Below are 21,215 nucleotides of genomic sequence, written 5' to 3'. Positions count from 1 at the left end.
AATGGGAGTAGATGAAAGGCCTTAAATGGACATCAGAATCGGCATCAAAAATAGCCCGCGTGAGCTCAGCTTTGAATCGGCACAAACTGCCAGTGAGGTAGAGGCAGTTGTTTCAGCCTGTCTAGAGTCTGGTGCCAAGGTTCTGAAGCTTTCTGACAACAAGGGCCGTCAGTTTGTCGTTCCAGCCGAATCTCTTGCCTACGTTGAGATTGGTGCTGAAGAAACTCGTCGAGTTGGGTTCATCGCCTAATGGATCCGATTACCCTGCTATGCGTTGCCTTCATCGTGGTTTACGGCCTAATTTTGGGCCTGGTTGCACCGTATGTAAACCTCACCAATGAGAACTTCGGTTCACTGGTGCCAACCGGTCTTGCCATTGTCTCGGGCAGTTTGCTCTGGGCAATTTTGACTTGGTCAGGCATGCACTATGACGAACCATGGATTTGGATCATCGTGATGTTGGGCATGCCTGCAGCCATGTACTTTGGCGGTCGCCAGATTGCAAAGTCCCGCAGCTAAAAGCTCAAACTTAAAGCCGCTTGGCCTTGTTTTGTTCAGGGATTAGGCGGTTAGCCCAAGCGCATCCATGCGAACGGTGTGGGCACCGATCAACTCAGTAATCAGTGGTTCCAGCTTCGAGTAAGAAGCCAGGTTTACTGCACGCTCTTCTTCGAGAGTTAGCTTCTTGGACTTGGCCACACCCGCCAGCTTGCGGTTGTCAAAGGCAGCACGAAGCTCGAGAAGCACGTCACCCATAAGTCGACGACCCCAAAGTGCAAGCCTCGAACCTAGGGTTGGGTCCTTTTGCATCGATTCCAGCAGCACGCGCTTGGCAAACTGCTCAAACTTTTTGTCACTCAAAGCCTTTTCAACATCCGCCCGCAATAGCGGGTCAAGACCTACTGCCAATCGGCGATAGAAGTCATCGAGAAGACCCGAAACTAGGTAGACCTTGATGACGCTTTCGTACCAGTCGAGTCCGTTGGTTCGGGAGTGAAACATCTCGATTCGTTCAACAAAAGGGTCCATTGCATCGGTCGGATCTATGCCCTGAGCAGCAATCTTCTTGGCAATGGAGCGGTACTTTTCAAAACTTTTTGCGGCGGCTTCACCAAGCTCTGCCTTGTACTGAGTGTTTGGCGAATACTTGAGTTCACTGGTCAAAATCTCAAATTGGCTCAACTGAAGGTATGCCAACTGACCAAGAAAAGCCTTGGCATCTGGGGTGTACGGCTTTAGGTTTACCTCACCGGTATTGCGGGCGGCGCGCTCTTCACGAGGCGGCAACGCAAACTTGCGGGCACCCGTGCGAATTCGTTTAAACCAATCAAACACATTGACAAGGATACTCATCATCCCGAGACATGGCGTAGCACCGCGAGTAGACTGAACACGACTATAGGAGCACTATTGAATTTCGCCGAATTAGGCATCGATGAAGACATCGTTGAAGCCCTCGCATCTCGAGGCATCACCAGCCCCTTCCCAATCCAGGAAGAGGCCATTCCGGTTGCACTAACCGGACAGGACGTTATTGGCCAGGCCAAGACCGGTACTGGAAAGACTTTGGGCTTTGGCCTTCCACTACTGCAGAGCTTGGGCAAGGACCCAGAAAAGGGCGCGAAGGCGCTGGTTGTAGTTCCGACTCGCGAGCTCGCTATCCAGGTTGCCGATGACCTAAAACTTGCTTCAGGAAACCGCTCGACCATGGTGGCCGCAATTTACGGTGGCAAAGCCTACGAAGAGCAGGTCGCTGAGATCAACGCCGGCGCACAGGTAATTGTTGGTACTCCGGGTCGACTGATTGACCTTTCAAAGCAGAAACTTCTCGACCTAGGCAACATCCGATTCATGGTTCTAGACGAGGCCGATGAAATGTTGGACCTTGGTTTCTTGCCAGATGTTGAAAAGCTTTTCGCCTACACGCCAGACGGTCGCCAGACCATGTTGTTCTCGGCCACAATGCCGGGAACCATCGTTACCATGGCCCGCAAGTATCAGAACCGCCCGGTCCACATTCGCACCAATGACCCGGATGAAGGCCAGACCAAGGCTGACATCAAACAGTTCATCTACCGTGCTCACGCACTGGACAAGGATGAAGTGGTGGGCCGCATTCTGCAGGCCGAGGGTCGCGGAAAAACCGTTATTTTCACCAAGACCAAGCGTCAGGCATCGAAGGTGTCTGAGGAGCTAGTGGACCGTGGTTTCAACGCCACCGCTCTGCACGGTGACATGACCCAAGAGGCTCGCGAGAAATCAATGGCCGCGTTCCGTTCAGGAAAGCGCGACATCTTGGTTGCAACCGAAGTTGCAGCGCGAGGCATCGATGTTGATGACGTTACTCACGTAATCAACTACACAATTCCAGAGGACGAGAAGGCCTACCTGCACCGCGTTGGTCGCACAGGGCGCGCCGGACGCACAGGAATTGCTGTGACGTTTGTGGACTGGGAAGACTTGACTCGCTGGGGCCACATCAACACCGCCCTTGAGTTTGGTCAGCCTGAGCCAACCGAAACCTACTCGAGTTCAGCTCACCTATTTGCCGATCTTGAGATTGCACCTGGCACCAAGGGCAGAATTGCCAAAACCAAGCGCCCAGATGGCTGGAAGCCTGGCGACGACGAGAAGCCTAGAGGCGGTCGCTCAAATGGTGGTCGCGCAAATTCTGGCCGCCCAGGAGGTCAGTCAGGCCGCAACCACAAAGATGGTGCCACCCGCGGAGACAAAGACCGCAAGGTCAGCGGTGACCGCCCTCATCGTTCAGAAGGTCAAACGTCATCCGGTGAGGCTAAGGCCGAGACTCACGGTGGCCACGAGCACCCGCGCCCAGCGCGCAACCGCACCCGCACCCGTGTGAACCGCGGTACTCAAAGCTAATTCAACAATTAAAAATCCCCGGCCAATCGGCTGGGGATTTTTTGCGTCCGGCACTAACTCAAGCCGCTAAAGTTGCGCAGCCACGCCCGAGCCGAGCTCAATAATCCGTTCGAGCATCTCTGGTTCTGTGGTGTTCTCACCCAGCCGGTTGGGCTTGCCGTGGACGCCGTGGTAGTCGCTTGAACCTGTGACAATCAGGTCATGTTCGACTGCTAGCGACAGCAACCACTCGCGGGCGTTTTGCGGAACTTCGCGGTGATACACCTCAAACCCCGCTAGACCGGCATCGATGAGTTTTTCAAAGTGGTCCTGGGGCAAGTCGCCGCGCGATGCATTCGGCGAAATGTCGGTTAGCGGGTGAGCAATCACAGGCACTCCCCCAGCCTCGCGAATCAAACGGATAGCGTCAAAGCTGTCCACTGTGTCGGTTGGAACGTAGTACTTGCCGCGACTATCCAGTGGTCCACGAAACGCAGCACTGCGATCATCTGCGGCACCAAGGTGCACCAGCGCATCGGCAATAGCCGGGCGGCCGATGGTGGCGCCATCCTCAATCATTTCCAACACGAGTTCCCACGTGATGTCGTAATCCTCTGCCAGTTTGTCGACCATCAACATAGCCCGGTTTTCACGTGAATTCACGGTGGTCAGAAGTTCTTGCCTCAGTGCCGTGTTCTCTGGGTCGGGCAGGTAGGCCAGCATGTGAACGCTGATGAATCTATTACGACCAGCAACCTGAACCGAGGCGCGCGTGGTTACCTCGATTCCCGGTACAAATCCCATTCCCAGGCGGCTGGCTGCCTCACTGGCCTCAGCCCAACCGTTAGTGGTGTCATGATCGGTGAGCGCAAGTACATCTACCCCGGCTGCAGCAGCGTGCTCAAAAACCTCGGTTGGAGATTCTTTGCCGTCTGACCGAGTTGAGTGACTGTGCAGATCAATGATTGCCATAGTGCCAGAATAAAGGCATGAGGAGCCGCACCCCGCACAGCAAAAAATTCTTAGAGTACATCGGTTCAAACTGGGCTGACTCCGAAGCATCTATGCCCGAACCGGCTGAAGTTGTGCCATACGCCGCACGCCGCCGTGAGGCTGTTGCCGCCGCGTTTGCCGGCAAAGTCTTGGTCTTCGAATCCGGTGCCGCTCAGGTGCGGTCAAATGACACCGATTACCTCTACCGCCCGCACTCGGCATTTAGCCACCTGACCGGTTGGGGTTCGGCAGCGGTTCCGGAATCGGTGTTGGTTATTGATGCCCGGGGCGCCGAGGCAATCAGCACCTTGTACTTTCGTGAAACCGCTGGTCGAAACACCGATGAGTTTTTCGCAAACCCTGCCATCGGTGAATTTTGGGTTGGCCAACGACCATCTCTGCTTCAGGTATCAGCCCAGCTAGGTCTTCAAACTGCCTCGCTGAACCAGCTTTCAAAATTCAAAAAGTCGGTTCCAAAACCAGATCTGGTTGTGCACTCAAAGAGCCAGGAACTTGCCCAGTTTGTTTCTGAGCTTCGACTTATCAAAGACGATTATGAAATCGCAGAAATGCGCAAGGCAGTAGCAGCATCAATCAAGGGTTTTGAAGAAGTTGCCAAGAACCTTGGCGCAGCTGCAGCCCACCCACGCGGCGAGCGCATTGTTGAAACCGCGTTTTACACTCAGGCTCGAATTGAGGGCAACTACCTCGGCTACGAGACCATAGCGGCAGCCGGCCACCATGCCTGCGTGCTCCACTGGGTAAACAACGATGGCCCGGTAAACAGCGGCGACCTGATCCTGATTGATGCCGGCGTAGAGGTGGACAGCCTGTACACAGCCGATGTGACTCGCACACTGCCGGTCTCAGGTAAATACTCCGAAGTTCAACGCAAGGTCTACGAGGCGGTTCGAGAGGCCGCCGATGCGGCGTTTGCTGTGGCAAAGCCAGGCAACAAATTCAAGGATGTTCACGCGGCAGCCATGGAGGTTATTGCGGCAAAAACAGCTGAGTGGGGTTTCTTGCCGGTGTCAGCTGAGGAATCACTGCTACCGGAGAACCAATTTCACCGCCGCTGGATGATTCACGGCACCAGTCACCACCTTGGTCTCGATGTGCATGACTGCGCACAGGCTAGGCGTGAAATGTATCTTGACGCTGAAATCCAACCCGGCATGATTTTTACCATTGAGCCCGGTCTGTATTTTCACCAGGATGACCTGCTGGTGCCTGAGGAGTTCCGCGGTATCGGGGTGCGCATTGAAGACGACGTGCTGATCACTGAAAACGGTGCCGAAAATCTAACCGCAGCGTTACCTAGACAAGCCGAAGAAGTTGAAGCCTGGCTGCAAAAGCTGGCGTGCTAGAGCGTTAGAGAACCAGTGGGTTACTCCAAGGTTTTGGAAGCCAATATGGTGGCCGCTTGATCCGCTAGGTTGCGAGGCACCTGAACCTGATATTTTGAGGCAACCACGGTTGATTGGCTGATGAATGAGCGCTTGTTTTTAGAAAACGCAAAGCGCAGGATGTTGATCAACATACCGACTCCGGCACCGATGAACACTGCCGAAATAACCGGTGCAAAGGCATCCTGTGTGGTCACTGCCTCCGGGTTGGTCCCAAAAATCAATCCCCAGATCAGACCTAGCCATGATCCGGTGGTTGCACCACCCAGTGCCACTCGGGCATTGCTCAACTTGCCACGAACACGCTCAACGGTTCGAAGGTCTTTGCCGACAATGGCAATTTGGCCACCTGGAAACTGCTTTTCAATAAGCAGGTTTACGAGGTCAGAGGCCTCGGCGTAAGTCTTGAATTCACCGATGACCTCGCCCTGAGGAATTACCGGGGCCTGGGATCGGGAGGTTCGCTTATTGTTCACAATCCCATTCTGGCACGCCTTCAACCTCTCGTCTAAGGTTGAAGAGTGAGCGCAACTAGAGTATTCGTCGCCAGATTGGCTGGCTGTGGCGTCTTTGACCCTGCGGGAGACCGTGTAGGTAAGGTCATTGACGTTCTTGTGGCGTACCGTAAATCCGGCTCACCTAAGGCCACCGGAATGCTGGTTGAGATCAGCGGACGCCGTCGCGTTTTTGTTCCGATTACCCGAGTAACTTCTATCTCAGCCGGTCAGGTAATTACCACCGGCTTGATTGACCTGCGCAGATTCACCCAGCGCGGCCAAGAAACCCGCGTGATTGCCGAAATTTTGGGCCGCAAGGTTCGGCTGCTTGACGGCAGCGGCCCGGCTTCTATCGAGGACCTAGCCATCGAGCAGGGCAAGCAAAAAGAATGGGCCGTTACCGAGCTGTTTTTGCGCCGCCCAAAGACTTCGGCATCACCATTTGCCCGCGGCGCCACGCTCTTTGCAGCCTGGGAACAAGTGAGCGAAGAGGCGCGAACCGAAGAGGGTCAGAGCGCTCAGCAACTGATCGCAACCTATTCCGAACTGCGCCCAGCCGACTTGGCCTCGGCCCTGCTTGACCTACCTGACGAGCGCATGCTTGAGGTTGCCGAAGAGCTTGACGACGAACGCCTTGCCGATGTGCTAGAAGAGCTGCCTGAAGACGAGCAGCTGGACATCATTGCCGAGCTAGACGATGAGCGTGCCGCTGAGGTTCTTGACCTCATGGAGCCAGACGACGCTGCCGACCTGATGGCTAACCTGCCAGAAGAACGTACCGAAGCAATTCTTGACCTTATGGATGAAGAAGAAGCCGAAGACATCCGTATGCTTATGCAGTTTGACGAGTTCACCGCCGGTGGTTTGATGACCACCGAACCAATCATCTGCGCCGCCGATGCAACCGTGGCCGAGGCCATGGCACTGATTCGTCGAGTTGAGGTTGCGCCAGCACTTGCGGCATCGGTGTTTGTAACCCTGCCACCTTACGAGGTTGCAACCGGGCGCTACCTGGGTGTGGTTCACTTTCAGCGCATGCTGCGCTACCCACCGCACGAGCGCCTCGGCAACCTTTTGGACACCGAGCTAGAGCCGGTCAAAGCAGACACTCACATCTCAGTGATTCACCGAACCCTAGCTAACTACAACCTGGTGGCCCTACCGGTTGTCGACGACGAGTCACGCCTTATCGGTGTGGTAACCGTTGACGACGTTTTGGACCACCTATTGCCAGATGACTGGCGCACCGAAGACGAGGGAGGAAGCCGTGGCTAAGAACACACTTGACGCACCGCTACGCTCTCGTCAGCGGTTTGTGACCAAGATCTCGATTGACCGCGAACAGTTTGGTCGCGCGTCCGAAGCGTTTGCGCGCGCTATGGGTACCGGTGCTTTTCTGATTGGTATGACCATCGTGGTGGCCATTTGGCTAACCTGGAACACCCTGCTGCCCGAGAATGCTCAATTTGACCCTCGAGCAACAAACTTCACTTTGCTGACGCTGATTTTGTCAATGCAGGCGTCTTACGCTGCGCCCCTGATTCTGTTGGCTCAAAACCGCCAGGATGACCGCGACCGCGTTCAGTTTGAACAGGACCGCCAGCGAGCCGAGCGCAACCTAGCCGACACCGAGTACCTGGCCCGCGAGGTTGTTGCTCTGCGTTTGGCGATGGAAGACCTGGCGACGAAAGACTTTGTACGCGATGAGTTACGCGACCTACTGAAAGAAATTCTGGATGAGCGCAAGCGCGATTGAGCGTGCGCTGGGAACAGTAATTGACCCAGAACTTAGGTTGCCCCTGACCGAGCTCAACATGATTGACCTGACCGACGGTCTAGTCACGGTAAAACTGACCGTTGCCGGCTGCCCGGCGGCACAAAAAATTGAAGCCGATGTTCGGGCCGCAGTTGCCGAGTTTGACGTCGACGTTGCCATGACCGTGATGTCGCAGGCCGAGCGCAACGAGCTAAAAGAGAAATTACGGGCCGGTAAGCCGCCCCGCACAAATCCGTTTGACAAAGACACCCTCACTCGGGTTTATCTGGTCGGCTCGGGCAAAGGTGGGGTTGGCAAGTCCTCGGTAACCACCAATCTGGCTGTGGCGCTCGCCGAAGCCGGTCACCGCGTTGGGCTGATCGATGCGGATATTTTTGGCTTCTCGATTCCGGGGCAACTTGGCATTACCGAAAAGCCGACGCGGGTGGATGAACTGATTTTGCCTCCGGTGGCTCAGGCCGGCAAATGGGGCGTCAAAGTAATTTCCATCGGAATGTTTCTTGATGACAATAAGCCGGTGGCCTGGCGCGGACCAATGCTGCACCGCGCCGTGGAACAGTTTTTGTGTGACGTCTTTTGGGGCGATCTAGATTTTCTGCTGGTTGACCTGCCACCGGGCACCGGCGACATTGCAATTAGCTTGGGCCAGTTGCTGCCAACCGCAAAGAGCATCGTTGTAACCACCCCTCAGGTCGCTGCCGCCGAGGTTGCTGAGCGTTCTGGTTCGGTCGGCCTGCAGACCGGGCAATCGGTGTTTGGTGTGATTGAAAACATGAGTTGGCTCGAGCAGCCAGATGGCTCAAAGTTTGAAATTTTTGGTCACGGTGGCGGTTTGGCTGTAGCCGAACGATTGAGCACCCTATCGGGTCAGGCGGTCCCTCAGCTTGGGCAAATTCCAATTAGCGTTGCCCTTCGCGAGGGTTCTGATGCGGGTTTGCCGGTGGTTCAGAATCACCCCGATGACCCCGCCGCTAGGGCTATCCGTGAAATTGCTGTGAAAATTAGCCAAGACAAGATTGGACTGGCCGGCAGACTGCTTAGAGTTAGCCTGTGAGTGAAACCAGCATTGTCTCGTTACTGAGCCACCTACCCCAGGGTCAATCAACCGTTCCGGTTTTGAACCCGGCAACCGGCAAAAAGATTTATGACCTCCAGCAGCTTTCTGCCGAGCAGGTAGTCGATGCTGTCGCAATGGCCAGAGACTACCAACCTACTTTGGCTAAAACTGGGCTACCACAGCGCCAACGCCTGCTGCTGAACCTGCACGACATCCTGTTGGGTTCCGATGAAAAGCTCATGGACCTAGTCCAGCTGGAGACTGGCAAATCTCGAGCACACGCATTTGAAGAGACTGTCGGCGCAATTGCCGCAGCCAGCTACTACGGCAAGATTTCGGTCAAGACCCTGGCTAGGCGCCGCACACGCGCCGGTGTTCCGCTGCTCACCAAAACCTATGTTGACCAAGTGCCGGTTGGTGTGGTTGGCATTGTGACCCCTTGGAACTACCCGCTGGCTTTGACCCTGCTTGATGTGCTACCGGCCTTGGCTGCGGGCAATGCCGTAGTCCAGAAGGTAGACAACCAAACCGCTCTGACCGCCCTATTTGCTCGCCACCTTGCCATCGAGGCTGGCTGGCCAGAAGAAGCTTGGACTATCGTGACCGGAGATGGCGAGACCGTCGGGAACGCATTGGTCGATAGCGTCGATTACGTGGCCTTTACCGGCTCAACCGCGACTGGCCTGAAAGTTGCCCAGCGTGCCTCAGCGCGGCTAATTGGGTACTCGCTAGAGTTGGGCGGCAAGAACCCGATGATTGTGCTCGAGGGCGCCAAGCCTAAGCGGGCGGCCGAAATTGCGGTTTCGGGGGCATTCAGTTCAGCTGGCCAGCTCTGTGTGGCAATTGAGCGAGTGTACGTGCCGAGATCGATGCATCAGGAATTTTTGACTGAGCTGACCAAGCAAATTGATGCACTTGAGGTTGGCCGGTCTGATGATTTTTCTACCGACATCGGCAGTTTGGGCGGGTACGTTCAACTTCAGCGCGTGTCAGGTTATGTATCAGATGCAGTAGCCAACGGAGCCGAACTGGTCGCCGGCGGCCATGCCCTGCCCAACACTGGGCCGTATTTTTATGCCCCAACGGTTTTGAATAATGTTCCTGCCTCAGCCAAGCTCTACCGCCGCGAGGTTTTTGGCCCAGTTCTGGCCGTCGAAGCCTACGACGATCTAGACGATGCAATCGATCAAGCAAACGACAGTCAGTACGGATTAAACGCCGCAATCGTTGGCCCGGTAAAACTCGCCACCCGAGTGGCTAGCCGACTCAATACCGGCAGCGTCAACATCAACGAGGGTTTCCGCGCCAGTTTTGCATCAATGGAGTCGCCGATGGGTGGCATGAAGGCTTCTGGTCATGGGCGCCGAAATGGTCCGGGTGGATTGCTGCGATTTACCGAAACTCGAGTTATCGGTGTTGCCGGCGGCCTGATTAGGCTGCCGAGTAGAGCAAGGGACTACGAGAAGATGGCGCCGCTTATGAGAATCATGGTCAAAGCCATGAAGCTTTTTAGCTAAATCTAGGTGGCCTCAGAGTCAAACGGAGCTTGTTCACCGGCAACCAGTCGGGGCTGGGTTTGAACCTTGGCTGTGTTTAGCACCTGGGCAGGATTCGCAGCAGGTGCGCCATCCTCGACCAACGCCTCACGAATAATTCTTCGCGGGTCGTACTGGCGAGGGTCCAGCTTCTTCCAGTCCAGCTCTTCACCGATTTCAGCGGATAGTTGGTCCTTGGCGCCATCGGCCATTCTGCGCAAACTTTTTACCAGGTTGGCCAACTGTTTTGCATAGGTTGGCAGCCGATCTGGCCCTAAAACAAATACGGCGATAAGCCCCAAGATTAGGAGCTTTTCACCAGTTAGACCGAACACCCTTTCAGATTACCGCTTTGCTACCGACCAAAGAGCAAACCGACCTTTATGCTTTGAGCAAGGAGAGCCAAATGGTAGACAAAATCAGCAGTTGGAAGTTTGCAGAAGACTTCGTGACCGAACCTGAAGTGTTTCGTGAAGCCCGAATTCGTGCGGATGAAATGGGCATTGAATGCATCACTCCTGCCGTTGGTTCTCAGTTGGCCCTCATTGCCTCAGCCCTTGGCGCAAAGGCTATCGTCGAGGCCGGAACCGGAACGGGAATCTCGGGGCTTTGGCTTCTGAACGGTGCACCCAACGCAGTTTTAGCAACCATCGACAGCGACCCTGAGGCCCAGATTGCTGCCCGAAAGGCCTTTGCCGAAGCAGGAATTCCGGCCAACCACACGCGTGTGATCAGTGGGCGGGCCATCGATGTGATGTCGAACATGGCAGATGCGGCCTACGACCTAGTTTTTCTCGATGCCGACCGCGACACCCTAGAGGCTCAGCTTCACGAGGCATCGCGACTCTTGCGCCCCGGCGGCGTATTGGCAATTGCCCACGCCCTCTGGCGTGACCGGGTTCCTGACCCTGCGATGCGCGATGATGCCACTGCTATCTACCGCGATGTCTTGCGTTTCTTCGTGAACAACAGCGATTTTGTGTCCGCGCTTTCGCCAAGCGGAGATGGCCTGCTGATGGCCAGCAAGCGAGCACACTAGAGTAATTCGAGCATAAAAAAAGACCAGTCGCTATTGACTGGTCTTTTTTTGTTGAGCTTAGTTTTTGACTACGCCCGCTAGAACTTGGTGAAGGTTCTTGGCCTCTTCTTCGTTTACTGAAACGACAAGGCGACCTCCGCCTTCTAGTGGAACTCGAAGGATGATCAGTCCGCGAGGTTCGCGTTCTGCCTCCATTGGACCGTCGCCGGTACGTGGCTTCATTGCTGCCATTGAGAACTCCTTGAATAGCTGGCTTTTTACGGCCGAAGTTCTATTATCCCACGGTGAGCCAAGATCTAAGACCGCTTTCGCAGGCATAGATCTGACTGCACGGTACCGCTTCATCATCGGCGTGAGCCTTTGATGGGTCACCCGGTCCGTAGTTCACCGCTGGCACACCGAGTTCACTGAATCGTGCAACGTCGGTCCAGCCATACTTTGGCCTTGCTTCAGTTTTGGTGGCAGCAACAAAAGCTGCGGCCTCTGGTCGGTCAAGACCTGGGCGGGCACCCTCGGCAACATCGGTGACTACCAACTCAAAGCCGGCAAAGACCTCACGCAAGTGGGCCTCAGCCTCGGCGCCGGACTTGCTAGGTGCAAACCGATAGTTAACCGTGACTACGGCTTCATCTGGAATGACGTTGGTGGCAATTCCGCCGCTGATCAAAACTGCATTCAGGCTTTCGCGATACACCAAACCGTCAACGTCAATCTCAGCCGGCTGGTAGTTGGCCAAAATGGTTAGCGCCTTGGCAGCACCGTGAATTGCATTTTTACCCATCCAAGGGCGAGCCGAGTGGGCCTTGACTCCTCGGAAGGTTAGGTCAACGCGCATCGTGCCGTTACAACCGCCTTCGACCTGCGCCGAAGTTGGCTCGCACAAAACAGCAAAGTTGGCCTGAAGTAGATCGGGGCGGTTGCGCGAGAGACGGCCCAAACCGTTCTTTGAGGCCTCAACCTCTTCGTGGTCGTAGAAAATCCAGGTGACATCTACATTTGGTTCAGCAACTGTGGCAGCCAGTTTTAGCTGAACGGCAACCCCAGCCTTCATGTCAACTGTGCCGCGGCCATAGAGCACCTGCTCGCGCTCCATCGACAACAACTGCACCGGAAGGTTGTTGGCAACCGGAACAGTATCGATGTGACCGGCGATAACCACACGCGAATCGCGGCCAAGGTTGGTGCGGGCCACAATTGCGTCAGCATCGCGAATTACCTCTAGGTGCGGGTAGGCAGACAGAGCCGCTTCGATGGCATCAGCCAAAGCTTTCTCGTTACCCGAAACCGACTCAATGTCGCAAATATCGCGGGTCAGTTCTACTACGTCAGCTTCTAGATTCAGGGTTACAGGCGCCATAGAACGAGCCTAACTTGTAACCTTGACTCTATGACTCAAGCGGCTTTCCTAGATTCCAAGGCATGGGGCCACGGCCTAGCCACCATCGCAACTGACGGCACTGTTCTCGACGTTTGGTTTCCAAACCCACAACTTGGTGATGCCCCAACCGATGATGCCCTTTGGGTTACCCCTAAAGAACTAGATGCTCTTGCCGGTGAAGATGCTCGCCGCCGCGTGACCACGCAGGTGGTCCGCACCGAGGTAGATCTAACCCAGCCGGTAGCTTCGACTGCCGACGCCTACCTGCGCCTGCACCTGCTCTCACACCTGCTGGTCAAGCCAAACTCAATCAACCTTGACGGCCTAATTCCGGCCCTCCCGATTGTGGCCTTCACCAATGTCGGCCCGGTATCCATCGATGACATCGATGAACTTCGCCCAACTCTTACCCGCGCTGGAATCAGCGTCTATGCCATCGACAAGTTCCCAAGACTGGTCGACTACGTGACTCCGAAGAAAGTCCGAATCGCAGACGCATCACGTGTTCGTTTGGGTGCACACCTAAGCCCGGGCACCACAATCATGCACGAAGGTTTTGTGAACTTTAATGCCGGAACTCTGGGCACCTCGATGGTTGAGGGACGAATTTCACAGGGCGTCATTGTTGGCGACGGAGCCGACATTGGTGGTGGCGCTTCAATCATGGGCACACTATCCGGCGGCGGTAAAGAGCGCGTTGCCATTGGCGCCCGTGCGCTGCTCGGTGCAAACGCAGGCGTTGGCATCTCGATTGGTGACGACTCAGTTGTCGAAGCCGGCCTCTACGTAACTGCCGGGACCAAGGTCACCATCATCGATGGCGAGGGTGAGAGAACTGCCAAGGCAGCAGACCTTTCCGGAGTGGCCAACCTGCTGTTCCGCCGCAACTCGGTCACTGGTCGCGTCGAAGTCCTACCTAGATCAGGCGTTGGCATCACGCTGAACAGCCAGCTTCACGGCTAGTCGCGAACTGAATCCCAGCCGAATTCAGGCATTGGGTTTGCCCCCAACATCACCGGTGCGTGGCCAACGGGCAAAACCACACCGATGGGCTTGAAGGCGCGCGGAATTACCACATCACTCGGAAAAGTTGCCAGCAGTGAGTGGTCCTCTCCCCCGCCGATGACCCAGTCAAACTCATTTGCTTCGATGGCACGGGCTGCTTCTTCAAGCACGGCCTCAAAACCCTGAAGCTGCAGGCGGTCGATTTGAATGGTCACCCCTGACGCCTTGGCGATGCGTGCAGCATCCTTTGCCAATCCATCAGATAAGTCCAGCATCGACGTTGCTCCAGCTGCGGCTGCGTCTACTCCCGAGGTAATCGGGGGTTGCGGGCGGCGCTGGGTGTCGACCAAGGCGTCGTAAGCCGAAATGGCATCACGGTTGGCGCTTTGCAATAAAGCCAAGCCGGCTGCTGCGCGCCCCAGGGTGCCCGCTACAGCAACGATGTCGCCAACCTGAGCACCTGAGCGCAAAACCGGCTCGCGGCCCTCGAGCGACCCGTGTGCGGCCACTGAAATCATGATTTGCTCACTCGCAGCCAAGTCTCCGCCAACAACTCCACAGCCCGGTGCAAGGCGCTCACATGCGTCGCGCAGACCGTCGGCAAAAGACTCAAGCCAGTGAATCTCGGTTGACGCCGGGGCACTTACGGCAACCACCAAGGCGGTTGGGACGGCACCCATCGCTGCCACATCGGCAATGTTGCTTGCCACAGCTTTCCAGCCAAGGTCATAGCCGGTGGACCAATCCAACCTAAAGTCATGGCCTTCGATCATGGTGTCGGTGGTAACGACAAACCTGCCATCGGGGGCACTGACTACCGCCGAATCATCGCCGGGCCCAACCAAGGCATGCTCTGATGCGTTGAGGCGCGATATGGTGCGCTTGAGGCTTTCGTTCTCGCCGAGTGAGCCGATGGTTTCTGCAGTATTCACATAACAAAGGTAGCCTGTTGGAGATGAAGATTTTGAAAGCTCAGGCAACTGCAGGCGCACTGCTTTTGGCGACGATTAGCCTAACCGGCTGCGCCACCACAGTGACACTTGATCCGGCACCGCTAGCCAATGACCCAAACTGCGCTGAGGTAATTGTTCGTTTGCCAGAGTTGGTCGGAGATCAATCCGAGCGCCCGACCAATGCCCAGGCCACAGCAGCTTGGGGAGACCCGGCATCGGTGTTGCTGCGATGCGGACTGGAACCAGTTTTAGTTAGCGACCTACCTTGCGTTACCGCTGGTGGAGTTGACTGGCTGGTCGATGAATCAGAGAAGCCGTCTTACAGATTCATAAGTTTTGCGCGGACCCCCGGCACTGAAATCATCGTGGATTCAAACACCATCTCTGGAATAACCGCTCTCGAAGCGCTTGGCCCTGCGGTGCAAAACATCGAGGCATCAAAAACCTGCACCGCCGCTGAATAGCCAGTGGTGGGCCAGTCTAGTGCTTGGCGTTTAGACCCAAATTGATGAGTTCGTCGATCAAATCCGAATAGGCAATGCCCGATGCCTGCCAAAGTGACGGAAACATTGATAACGGCGTAAACCCAGGCATGGTGTTGATTTCATTCACGAAAAAACCGTCGGCGGTCAAGAAGAAGTCGACTCGCCCCAGACCCTGGCAACCCAGTGCCTCAAACGCACGCCGAGCAATGCTCTGCATTTCGGTCAACTGGTCTTCGGTCATGGCTGCCGGAATGATTAGGTCGACGGAATCTTCATCCTGGTATTTGGCATCGAAATCGTAGAAATCGCGACCGGTGACGACAATCTCACCGGCAACCGAAACCCGAGGCCGAGCGCCATCGCGACCAGAAAGCACAGCGCATTCAACCTCGCGGCCAACCAATCCGTGCTCGACTACCAATTTGTTGTCGTGCTCGAGAGCCAAGGCCACGGCCGGGGCAAAATCATCCCAGTTCTTGACCTTTGAAACACCCACCGATGAACCGGCGCGCGCAGGCTTGACAAAAACCGGGAGGCCAAGGTTTCGGACCGCCTCTAGAGATGACTCTGGGTCGCGCATCCAGTTGGCTTCGCGAATCACAACGTGCGGGGTAACCGGAATGTTGGCATCTTGAAAAATTGCTTTGGTGAACTCTTTGTCCATTCCGGCAGCCGAGGCCAAAACGCCGTTGCCGACGTATGGAATACCGGCTAGCTCGAGGAAGCCCTGAATCGTTCCGTCCTCACCGAACGGGCCGTGCAGGACCGGAAATACGATGTCTACCGCGCCGAGCGAGGAACGACTGCCGTCGATGCCAATGCGGTAAATCTGACGACTTCCATCCATGGAAAATTCAACTCGCGCGCCTTCATCCTGAACGACAGCAAGCTCACCCTTGCGCAACGCCCAACGCTCAGCATTGTCTTCGGCGGGCACAAAAACACCCTGACGGGTAATACCTACCGGAATAACGTGATATTTGCTGCGATCAATCGCGCCTAAAACACCGGCCGCTGTTGCGCAAGAAATTGAGTGTTCGCTTGATTTTCCGCCAAAGAGCAGAACCACGTTGAGTTTGGCCACAGTTACTCCCCGACCGGGCCCAGGGTGCCGTTGGTTAGGTGCGGCGCAATGTCCTTTGGCGCCAACTTGCCCTGCAGCACTAACTGAACCTGCTCAACAATCGGCATCGATACGCCCTTGGCTTTGGCCAGTTGAAGAATTGGAGCCACCGAAGCCAGGCCCTCTGCCGTCTGAGACATTCGCTTTTGAACCTCTTTGAGTGTGTATCCCTTGCCCAGCATCTCGCCGGCCTTGTGGTTACGCGAAAGTGGCGACTCAGATGTGGCAATCAAGTCACCCAATCCAGCAAGCCCGACCATAGTGTTTGGCTCGGCACCGTATGCCACCGAAAAACGGGTCAGCTCGGCCAGGCCGCGGGTCATGATTGAGGCCTTAGTGTTTTCTCCGTAGCCAACACCGTTGACGATTCCGATGGCTACCGCAATTAGATTCTTGAGGATTCCGCCAAACTCGGTGCCGATTACATCGGAGTTGGTGAAAGTTGTGAAGTACTCGTTGGTAGCCGATTTTGCTACCGCCTGAGAAGTCTCTTGGTTGATGCTCGAAGCCACAGAGGCGGTTGGCTGCTCAGCTGCAATTTCTAGGGAAAGGTTTGGACCAGAGACCACTGCAATTTGCTCCTTGGCAAAACCAGTGACCTCGGCAATAACCTCACTCATACGCAGACCGGTGTCTTTCTCGACGCCCTTCATCAAGCTGACCAGGATGGCCTTCGGCGGAAGTAGCGGCCCCCAGGATTCAAGGTTGGAACGCAGAGTCTGCGAAGGAATTGACAGGTAAACCTGCTCAGCACCCTCTAGGACTGCGGCGACATCACTCGAAGCTTTTAGGTGAGCCGGAAGGTGGATGCCCGGCAGGTAATCGCCGTTGCGGTGGTCTTCATTGATCTCTTCGACCACGTCTTCGCGGCGAGCCCAAAGGGTGACCTGATTTTCAGGATTATCGGCAAGAACTTTGGCAAAGGTGGTTCCCCAGCTACCCGCACCCATTACAGCAATCTTGGTCACGGTTACTTGCTCTCTTTCTTGAAGTTTCCGGCAACAGTTTGCCCAGCCTTCACTGGGTCCCAACGCTCAGCCGGGGCTGATTCTTTGCGGAGTTTCTCGACTAATAGTGTGATTTCGTGCATCACCAAATCGGTAGCCTCATGCAGTTCGGCCGGGGTTAGTTGCCTTTTCCGGTACTTATCCAGATTGATTTCATCGCCAACGATGATGTCAACCGGCTTCCAGAATCCCGGTCTAAATTTGCTACCGTACTGCGGCAGAATCTGCTCACTGCCCCAGTGGGCCATTGGGTAAACCGGCACATTGGTTTCAATAGCCAGACGGATGGCACCTGACTTACCGCGCATTGGCCAAAGATTTGGCTCGCGAGTGAGTGTGCCCTCTGGGAAGATCGCGATGGTGTGGCCGGCCTCTAAAAAGGCGTTGGCAGCGCGCATCGGAGCGTCGTTGCGTTGGCCCGAACGGTAGACAGGAATCTGCCCAGCCGCCCGAAGGATTGAGCCGATAACCGGAACCCGAAAAAGCCCCTCTTTGGCCAAAAAGTGCGGTGCCCGCTTGAGCACTCGATAGACAAAATAGGCAACCGCTAGAGCATCAACGTTGGTAACGTGATTGGCCACCAAGATGTACGGGCCCTGCTTCGGCAATTTTTCTTGGCCGGTCGGGCAAATCCGAAACATGGCACGCACGATCGGAATAAGGATGGCTGCCACCATTGCCAGCACCGGGTTGAGTTCCGGAGACTTGATCTTCGGCATTGGAAGTGCTTTTTTGGACTTTGCCATGGTCGGTTATTCGCTGTAGCTGAAGTCGGCGCCGAGGTCAGTCAACTTCTGCAAGAAGTGCTCGTATCCTCGTGAAATAAGCTGCACGTTGGTCACGTTTGAGGTGCCCTTGGCAGCCAACGCTGCCACCATGTGGCTAAAACCGCCACGAAGGTCAGGCACCCGGATGTCAGCTGCGTGCAACTCGGTTGGGCCAGAAATAACCGCAGAGTGGTTGAAGTTTCGCTGACCAAATCGGCAAGCGGTACCGCCCAAGCACTCACGATAAATCTGAATCTGCGCGCCCATCTGAACCAGTGCGTCAGTAAAGCCAAAGCGGTTCTCATAAACAGTCTCATGGATGATCGACAAACCCTTGGCCTGGGTGAGAGCTACCACCAGTGGCTGCTGCCAGTCAGTCATAAAACCAGGGTGTACGTCAGTTTCAAGAACTACCGGCTTGAGGTCGCCACCCGGGTGGTAGAAGCGGATGCCTTCATCTTCAATTTCAAAGGCGCCGCCAACCTTGCGGAATACGTTCAAGAAGGTGGTCATTTCTTGCTGACGGGCTCCGCCAACAAAAATGTCTCCCTTGGTGGCCAACGCAGCACAAGCCCATGAGGCAGCTTCGTTGCGGTCAAACAGAGCGCGGTGGGTGTATCCCTTTAGCTCCTTAACACCCTCGATGCGAATCACGCGATCGGTGTCTACCGAGATTATGGCGCCCATCTTCTGCAGGATTGCGATGAGGTCCATGATCTCAGGCTCAATCGCCGCGCCAGAAAGTTCGGTAAGACCCTCGGCACGGGTTGCGGTGAGCAATACCTGCTCGGTTGCACCCACCGATGGGTAAGGCAGGCTGATTTTTGCGCCCTTCAACCCACGAGGTGCCGATAGCCGGGTGCCGTTCTCGAGTTCTTCGATGACAGCTCCGAAGTTTCGAAGCACCTCAAAGTGGTAGTCGATTGGGCGATCACCGATGTGGCAGCCGCCGAGACCAGGGATGAATGCCTCACCCAGACGGTGCAGCAACGGGCCACAAAAAAGAATTGGAATTCGAGAAGATCCGGCATGTGCGTCGATGTCAACCATGCGTGCCGAGGCAACATTGCTTGGATCCAGGCTCATGACGCCGTCTTCAGAGTGGCTAATGGCCACTCCGTGAAGCTGAAGAAGTCTCGAAACAATGTCGACGTCACTGATGAACGGAACGTCTTTGAGAACGCTCGGGGTCTCACCCAGCAGCGCGGCAACCATAGCCTTGGTGACTAGGTTCTTGGCACCCTTGAGGTCAACTCGGCCGATTAGTGGCTTGCCACCGGTAACGGTGATCTGACTCATCGGTCTCCTTAGTTCTTGATTGGAAGGGTCTTAGGCATCCAGGCTGGGCGCTTGGCTTCAAAATCGGTGATTGCCTGTTCGTCGCGCAAGGTTAGACCGATGTCATCTAGGCCCTCGAGCAGACGCCATTTAGTGTATTCATCAATCTCAAACGGAACGGTTAGGTCACCAATCGTGGCGGTTTGCTCAACCAGATTGATGGTGATTGATGAACCAGGATTGGCCTCAATTGCCGCCCAGAGCTTCTCAGTGTCTTCTTCGGTGATCTGACCCGCAACTAAGCCCTGCTTACCTGAGTTACCGCGGAAGATGTCGGCAAACTTGCTCGACAAAACAGCCTTGAAACCGTAGTCGCGTAGTGCCCATACCGCGTGCTCACGGCTTGAACCGGTGCCGAAATCTGGCCCGGCAACCAGCACCTGGCCGTGCTTGTATGGCTCTTGGTTGAGCACAAACTCAGGGTCATTGCGCCAGGCCGAAAACAGTGCGTCCTCAAAGCCAGTCTTGGTGATGCGCTTGAGGTAAACCGCTGGGATGATCTGATCGGTGTCAACGTTGCTGCGGCGAAGCGGTACAGCGACGCCAGTGAAAACTTCGAACTTTTCCATTAGTTGTCTCCGTCAAGGTCAGCAGGTGATGAAAGGGTTCCGCGAATCGCCGTCGCAGCGGCAACCAGAGGAGACACCAAGTGGGTGCGGGCACCCTTACCCTGGCGGCCTTCAAAGTTTCGGTTTGAGGTTGAAGCGGCTCGCTCGCCCGGCGCCAACTGATCTGGGTTCATGCCCAAACACATTGAACAACCGGCAAAGCGCCACTCGGCACCAAAGTCCTTGAAGACCTTGTCAAGGCCTTCGGCTTCTGCCTGCAGGCGAACACGTGCCGAACCAGGAACAACCAAGAAACGAACACCGTCGGCCTTCTTGTGGCCCTTGATGATGTCGGCGGCAGCTCGAAGGTCTTCGATACGACTATTGGTGCAAGAACCAAGGAACACGGTGTTGACCGGAATGGACTTCATCAGAGTTCCAGGCTGAAGGTCCATGTACTCGAGCGCACGCATTGCCGCGGCCTTCTCGTTTGGGTCATCGATGTCATCAGGGTTTGGCACAGCATCGAGCAAGCTAACGCCCTGACCAGGGTTGGTGCCCCAGGTTACAAATGGGTCAAGCAGGTTGGCGTCCAAGAAAACTTCAGCATCGAACTTGGCGCCCTCGTCGGTTGGCAAGGTGTTCCAGTATTCAACTGCGGCATCCCAGTCAGCGCCCTCTGGTGCGTGCGGGCGACCCTTTAGGTAGTCGTAGGTAGTTTGGTCAGGCTCAACCATTCCAGCGCGGGCTCCGGCCTCAATTGACATGTTGCAGATTGTCATTCGGGCTTCCATCGACAGTGCGCGAATCGCGCTGCCTCGGTACTCAAGCACGTACCCCTGGCCACCACCGGTGCCAATTTTGGCAATTACGGCAAGGATGATGTCCTTGGCGGTAACACCTGGGCGCAGGGTTCCCTCAACGTTGATCGCCATAGTCTTGAAGGGCTTGAGCGGAAGAGTCTGGGTAGCCAAAACGTGCTCAACCTCGCTGGTACCAATACCCATGGCCAAGGCACCGAAGGCACCGTGGGTCGAAGTGTGAGAGTCGCCACAAACAACAGTGATACCCGGCATGGTTAGACCAAGCTGTGGACCAACCACGTGCACAATGCCCTGGTCTTTGTCACCAAGTGAGTGGATTCGCACACCAAACTCTTTGGCATTGGTGCGAAGGGCCTCAATCTGGGTGCGGCTAGTTGGGTCAGCGATTGGCTTATCGATGTCCCAGGTTGGGGTGTTGTGGTCTTCGGTGGCGATGGTTAGGTCGGTGCGGCGAACCGGTCGACCGGCCATGCGAAGGCCGTCAAATGCCTGTGGGCTAGTTACCTCGTGCACCAAGTGCAGGTCAATGTAGAGCAGGTCCGGAGAGCCATTCTCGCCTTTGACCACCAAGTGGTCATTCCATACCTTCTCAGCCAGAGTTAACGGCTTATTTGTCATGCA

At 55.6% G+C, this 21,215-nt stretch carries 24 protein-coding genes; 11 read left to right on the top strand and 13 right to left on the bottom strand.

Annotated elements, in window-relative coordinates; translation table 11 throughout:
• The first annotated feature begins 25 nt into the window (after window positions 1–25).
• Window positions 26–250 (top strand): DUF3107 domain-containing protein, encoded by a 225-nt coding sequence (locus FFA38_RS01775; protein WP_138275106.1) that lies wholly within the window; start codon window positions 26–28, stop codon window positions 248–250.
• Window positions 250–519 (top strand): hypothetical protein, encoded by a 270-nt coding sequence (locus FFA38_RS01770; RefSeq protein WP_138315341.1) that lies wholly within the window; start codon window positions 250–252, stop codon window positions 517–519. The genes FFA38_RS01775 and FFA38_RS01770 overlap by 1 nt, the downstream gene beginning before the upstream one ends.
• Before the next feature lie 42 nt (window positions 520–561).
• On the opposite strand, the gene FFA38_RS01765 is transcribed toward FFA38_RS01770, so the two are convergent.
• A complete protein-coding gene (locus FFA38_RS01765) occupies window positions 562–1,335 on the bottom strand; it encodes a ferritin-like fold-containing protein (protein ID WP_172955985.1) in 774 nt (257 codons plus the stop codon).
• Window positions 1,336–1,410: 75 nt separating this feature from the next.
• On the opposite strand from FFA38_RS01765, the gene FFA38_RS01760 reads away from it, so the two are divergent.
• The gene (locus tag FFA38_RS01760; RefSeq protein WP_138315340.1) at window positions 1,411–2,883 is read left to right on the top strand and encodes a DEAD/DEAH box helicase; all 1,473 of its coding nucleotides are present in this window, start codon (window positions 1,411–1,413) and stop codon (window positions 2,881–2,883) included.
• A 66-nt stretch (window positions 2,884–2,949) separates the two neighbouring features.
• Here FFA38_RS01760 and FFA38_RS01755 read toward each other — a convergent pair whose 3' ends face one another.
• Window positions 2,950–3,834, bottom strand: a complete 885-nt coding sequence (locus FFA38_RS01755; protein ID WP_138315339.1) for a PHP domain-containing protein — start codon at window positions 3,832–3,834, stop codon at window positions 2,950–2,952.
• Window positions 3,835–3,851: 17 nt separating this feature from the next.
• On the opposite strand from FFA38_RS01755, the gene FFA38_RS01750 reads away from it, so the two are divergent.
• A complete protein-coding gene (locus tag FFA38_RS01750; RefSeq protein WP_138315338.1) occupies window positions 3,852–5,222 on the top strand; it encodes an aminopeptidase P family protein in 1,371 nt (456 codons plus the stop codon).
• Window positions 5,223–5,242: 20 nt separating this feature from the next.
• Here the strand turns inward: FFA38_RS01750 and FFA38_RS01745 are convergent, their stop codons facing one another.
• The gene (locus tag FFA38_RS01745) at window positions 5,243–5,737 is read right to left on the bottom strand and encodes a YflT domain-containing protein (protein WP_138275100.1); all 495 of its coding nucleotides are present in this window, start codon (window positions 5,735–5,737) and stop codon (window positions 5,243–5,245) included.
• A gap of 45 nt (window positions 5,738–5,782) precedes the next feature.
• Here FFA38_RS01745 and FFA38_RS01740 point away from each other — a divergent pair, with 45 nt between their 5' ends.
• Genes FFA38_RS01740 through FFA38_RS01725 form a run of 4 tightly spaced genes read left to right on the top strand, consistent with a single transcriptional unit; the run spans window position 5,783 to window position 10,109 of the window.
• The gene (locus FFA38_RS01740) at window positions 5,783–7,033 is read left to right on the top strand and encodes a magnesium transporter MgtE N-terminal domain-containing protein (protein WP_138275099.1); all 1,251 of its coding nucleotides are present in this window, start codon (window positions 5,783–5,785) and stop codon (window positions 7,031–7,033) included.
• A complete protein-coding gene (locus FFA38_RS01735; RefSeq protein ID WP_138275098.1) occupies window positions 6,993–7,514 on the top strand; it encodes a DUF1003 domain-containing protein in 522 nt (173 codons plus the stop codon). The genes FFA38_RS01740 and FFA38_RS01735 overlap by 41 nt, the downstream gene beginning before the upstream one ends.
• Entirely contained in the window at window positions 7,495–8,589 is a 1,095-nt protein-coding gene (locus FFA38_RS01730; protein WP_138275097.1) for an Mrp/NBP35 family ATP-binding protein, read from the top strand. The genes FFA38_RS01735 and FFA38_RS01730 overlap by 20 nt, the downstream gene beginning before the upstream one ends.
• Window positions 8,586–10,109, top strand: coding sequence for a succinic semialdehyde dehydrogenase (locus tag FFA38_RS01725; RefSeq protein ID WP_138275096.1), 1,524 nt, complete (start codon window positions 8,586–8,588; stop codon window positions 10,107–10,109). The genes FFA38_RS01730 and FFA38_RS01725 overlap by 4 nt, the downstream gene beginning before the upstream one ends.
• A gap of 2 nt (window positions 10,110–10,111) precedes the next feature.
• On the opposite strand, the gene FFA38_RS01720 is transcribed toward FFA38_RS01725, so the two are convergent.
• Complete coding sequence (locus FFA38_RS01720) at window positions 10,112–10,462, bottom strand: twin-arginine translocase TatA/TatE family subunit (RefSeq protein ID WP_138275095.1); 351 nt, start codon at window positions 10,460–10,462, stop codon at window positions 10,112–10,114.
• A 71-nt stretch (window positions 10,463–10,533) separates the two neighbouring features.
• On the opposite strand from FFA38_RS01720, the gene FFA38_RS01715 reads away from it, so the two are divergent.
• A complete protein-coding gene (locus FFA38_RS01715; protein ID WP_138275094.1) occupies window positions 10,534–11,166 on the top strand; it encodes an O-methyltransferase in 633 nt (210 codons plus the stop codon).
• A gap of 57 nt (window positions 11,167–11,223) precedes the next feature.
• Here the strand turns inward: FFA38_RS01715 and FFA38_RS01710 are convergent, their stop codons facing one another.
• Entirely contained in the window at window positions 11,224–11,397 is a 174-nt protein-coding gene (locus FFA38_RS01710; protein ID WP_138275093.1) for a DUF3117 domain-containing protein, read from the bottom strand.
• A 43-nt stretch (window positions 11,398–11,440) separates the two neighbouring features.
• The gene (gene dapE, locus FFA38_RS01705; protein WP_138275092.1) at window positions 11,441–12,523 is read right to left on the bottom strand and encodes a succinyl-diaminopimelate desuccinylase; all 1,083 of its coding nucleotides are present in this window, start codon (window positions 12,521–12,523) and stop codon (window positions 11,441–11,443) included.
• Between the two features lie 30 nt (window positions 12,524–12,553).
• Here dapE and dapD point away from each other — a divergent pair, with 30 nt between their 5' ends.
• On the top strand, window positions 12,554–13,507 hold the full coding sequence (gene dapD, locus FFA38_RS01700; RefSeq protein ID WP_138275091.1) for a 2,3,4,5-tetrahydropyridine-2,6-dicarboxylate N-succinyltransferase: 954 nt from the start codon (window positions 12,554–12,556) through the stop codon (window positions 13,505–13,507).
• Here the strand turns inward: dapD and FFA38_RS01695 are convergent.
• Window positions 13,504–14,481, bottom strand: a complete 978-nt coding sequence (locus FFA38_RS01695; RefSeq protein ID WP_138275090.1) for a thiamine-phosphate kinase — start codon at window positions 14,479–14,481, stop codon at window positions 13,504–13,506. The two genes, dapD and FFA38_RS01695, sit on opposite strands and share 4 nt — an antisense overlap.
• Before the next feature lie 23 nt (window positions 14,482–14,504).
• On the opposite strand from FFA38_RS01695, the gene FFA38_RS01690 reads away from it, so the two are divergent.
• The gene (locus FFA38_RS01690; RefSeq protein WP_246030967.1) at window positions 14,505–14,966 is read left to right on the top strand and encodes a DUF3515 family protein; all 462 of its coding nucleotides are present in this window, start codon (window positions 14,505–14,507) and stop codon (window positions 14,964–14,966) included.
• A gap of 16 nt (window positions 14,967–14,982) precedes the next feature.
• Here FFA38_RS01690 and FFA38_RS01685 read toward each other — a convergent pair whose 3' ends face one another.
• From FFA38_RS01685 to leuC, 6 genes are read right to left on the bottom strand one after another with little or no spacing between them, the layout of a single operon-like run.
• Window positions 14,983–16,071: a D-alanine--D-alanine ligase family protein gene (locus FFA38_RS01685; RefSeq protein ID WP_138275088.1), complete on the bottom strand. Its 1,089-nt coding sequence runs from the start codon at window positions 16,069–16,071 to the stop codon at window positions 14,983–14,985.
• A gap of 2 nt (window positions 16,072–16,073) precedes the next feature.
• The gene (locus tag FFA38_RS01680) at window positions 16,074–17,078 is read right to left on the bottom strand and encodes an NAD(P)H-dependent glycerol-3-phosphate dehydrogenase (protein WP_336470569.1); all 1,005 of its coding nucleotides are present in this window, start codon (window positions 17,076–17,078) and stop codon (window positions 16,074–16,076) included.
• A 2-nt stretch (window positions 17,079–17,080) separates the two neighbouring features.
• Window positions 17,081–17,863 carry a lysophospholipid acyltransferase family protein gene (locus FFA38_RS01675; RefSeq protein WP_138275087.1) on the bottom strand — a complete coding sequence of 261 codons (783 nt, stop codon included), beginning with the start codon at window positions 17,861–17,863 and terminating at the stop codon, window positions 17,081–17,083.
• Window positions 17,864–17,869: 6 nt separating this feature from the next.
• Window positions 17,870–19,183 (bottom strand): UDP-N-acetylglucosamine 1-carboxyvinyltransferase, encoded by a 1,314-nt coding sequence (murA, locus tag FFA38_RS01670; RefSeq protein WP_138315337.1) that lies wholly within the window; start codon window positions 19,181–19,183, stop codon window positions 17,870–17,872.
• An 8-nt stretch (window positions 19,184–19,191) separates the two neighbouring features.
• Window positions 19,192–19,791, bottom strand: a complete 600-nt coding sequence (leuD, locus tag FFA38_RS01665; RefSeq protein ID WP_138275085.1) for a 3-isopropylmalate dehydratase small subunit — start codon at window positions 19,789–19,791, stop codon at window positions 19,192–19,194.
• Window positions 19,791–21,212: a 3-isopropylmalate dehydratase large subunit gene (leuC, locus tag FFA38_RS01660; protein ID WP_138315336.1), complete on the bottom strand. Its 1,422-nt coding sequence runs from the start codon at window positions 21,210–21,212 to the stop codon at window positions 19,791–19,793. The genes leuD and leuC overlap by 1 nt, the downstream gene beginning before the upstream one ends.
• Window positions 21,213–21,215: the final 3 nt, after the last annotated feature.

This window comes from Rhodoluna limnophila, assembly GCF_005845365.1.
Lineage (GTDB): Bacteria > Actinomycetota > Actinomycetes > Actinomycetales > Microbacteriaceae > Rhodoluna > Rhodoluna limnophila.
This window is presented reverse-complemented; position numbering and strand designations above follow the sequence as displayed.

Excerpts from the sequence above, each read along its gene's own strand:
- FFA38_RS01710 (WP_138275093.1), bottom strand. The coding sequence starts at position 11,397 with ATGGCAGCAATGAAGCCACGTACCGGCGACGGTCCAATGGAGGCAGAA.
- FFA38_RS01690 (WP_246030967.1), top strand. The coding sequence starts at position 14,505 with ATGAAGATTTTGAAAGCTCAGGCAACTGCAGGCGCACTGCTTTTGGCG.
- dapD (WP_138275091.1), top strand. The coding sequence starts at position 12,554 with ATGACTCAAGCGGCTTTCCTAGATTCCAAGGCATGGGGCCACGGCCTA.
- FFA38_RS01755 (WP_138315339.1), bottom strand. The coding sequence starts at position 3,834 with ATGGCAATCATTGATCTGCACAGTCACTCAACTCGGTCAGACGGCAAA.
- FFA38_RS01675 (WP_138275087.1), bottom strand. The coding sequence starts at position 17,863 with ATGGCAAAGTCCAAAAAAGCACTTCCAATGCCGAAGATCAAGTCTCCG.
- FFA38_RS01750 (WP_138315338.1), top strand. The coding sequence starts at position 3,852 with ATGAGGAGCCGCACCCCGCACAGCAAAAAATTCTTAGAGTACATCGGT.
- leuC (WP_138315336.1), bottom strand. The coding sequence starts at position 21,212 with ATGACAAATAAGCCGTTAACTCTGGCTGAGAAGGTATGGAATGACCAC.
- FFA38_RS01775 (WP_138275106.1), top strand. The coding sequence starts at position 26 with ATGGACATCAGAATCGGCATCAAAAATAGCCCGCGTGAGCTCAGCTTT.
- FFA38_RS01770 (WP_138315341.1), top strand. The coding sequence starts at position 250 with ATGGATCCGATTACCCTGCTATGCGTTGCCTTCATCGTGGTTTACGGC.
- dapE (WP_138275092.1), bottom strand. The coding sequence starts at position 12,523 with ATGGCGCCTGTAACCCTGAATCTAGAAGCTGACGTAGTAGAACTGACC.
- FFA38_RS01735 (WP_138275098.1), top strand. The coding sequence starts at position 6,993 with ATGACTGGCGCACCGAAGACGAGGGAGGAAGCCGTGGCTAAGAACACA.
- murA (WP_138315337.1), bottom strand. The coding sequence starts at position 19,183 with ATGAGTCAGATCACCGTTACCGGTGGCAAGCCACTAATCGGCCGAGTT.
- FFA38_RS01715 (WP_138275094.1), top strand. The coding sequence starts at position 10,534 with ATGGTAGACAAAATCAGCAGTTGGAAGTTTGCAGAAGACTTCGTGACC.
- FFA38_RS01730 (WP_138275097.1), top strand. The coding sequence starts at position 7,495 with ATGAGCGCAAGCGCGATTGAGCGTGCGCTGGGAACAGTAATTGACCCA.
- leuD (WP_138275085.1), bottom strand. The coding sequence starts at position 19,791 with ATGGAAAAGTTCGAAGTTTTCACTGGCGTCGCTGTACCGCTTCGCCGC.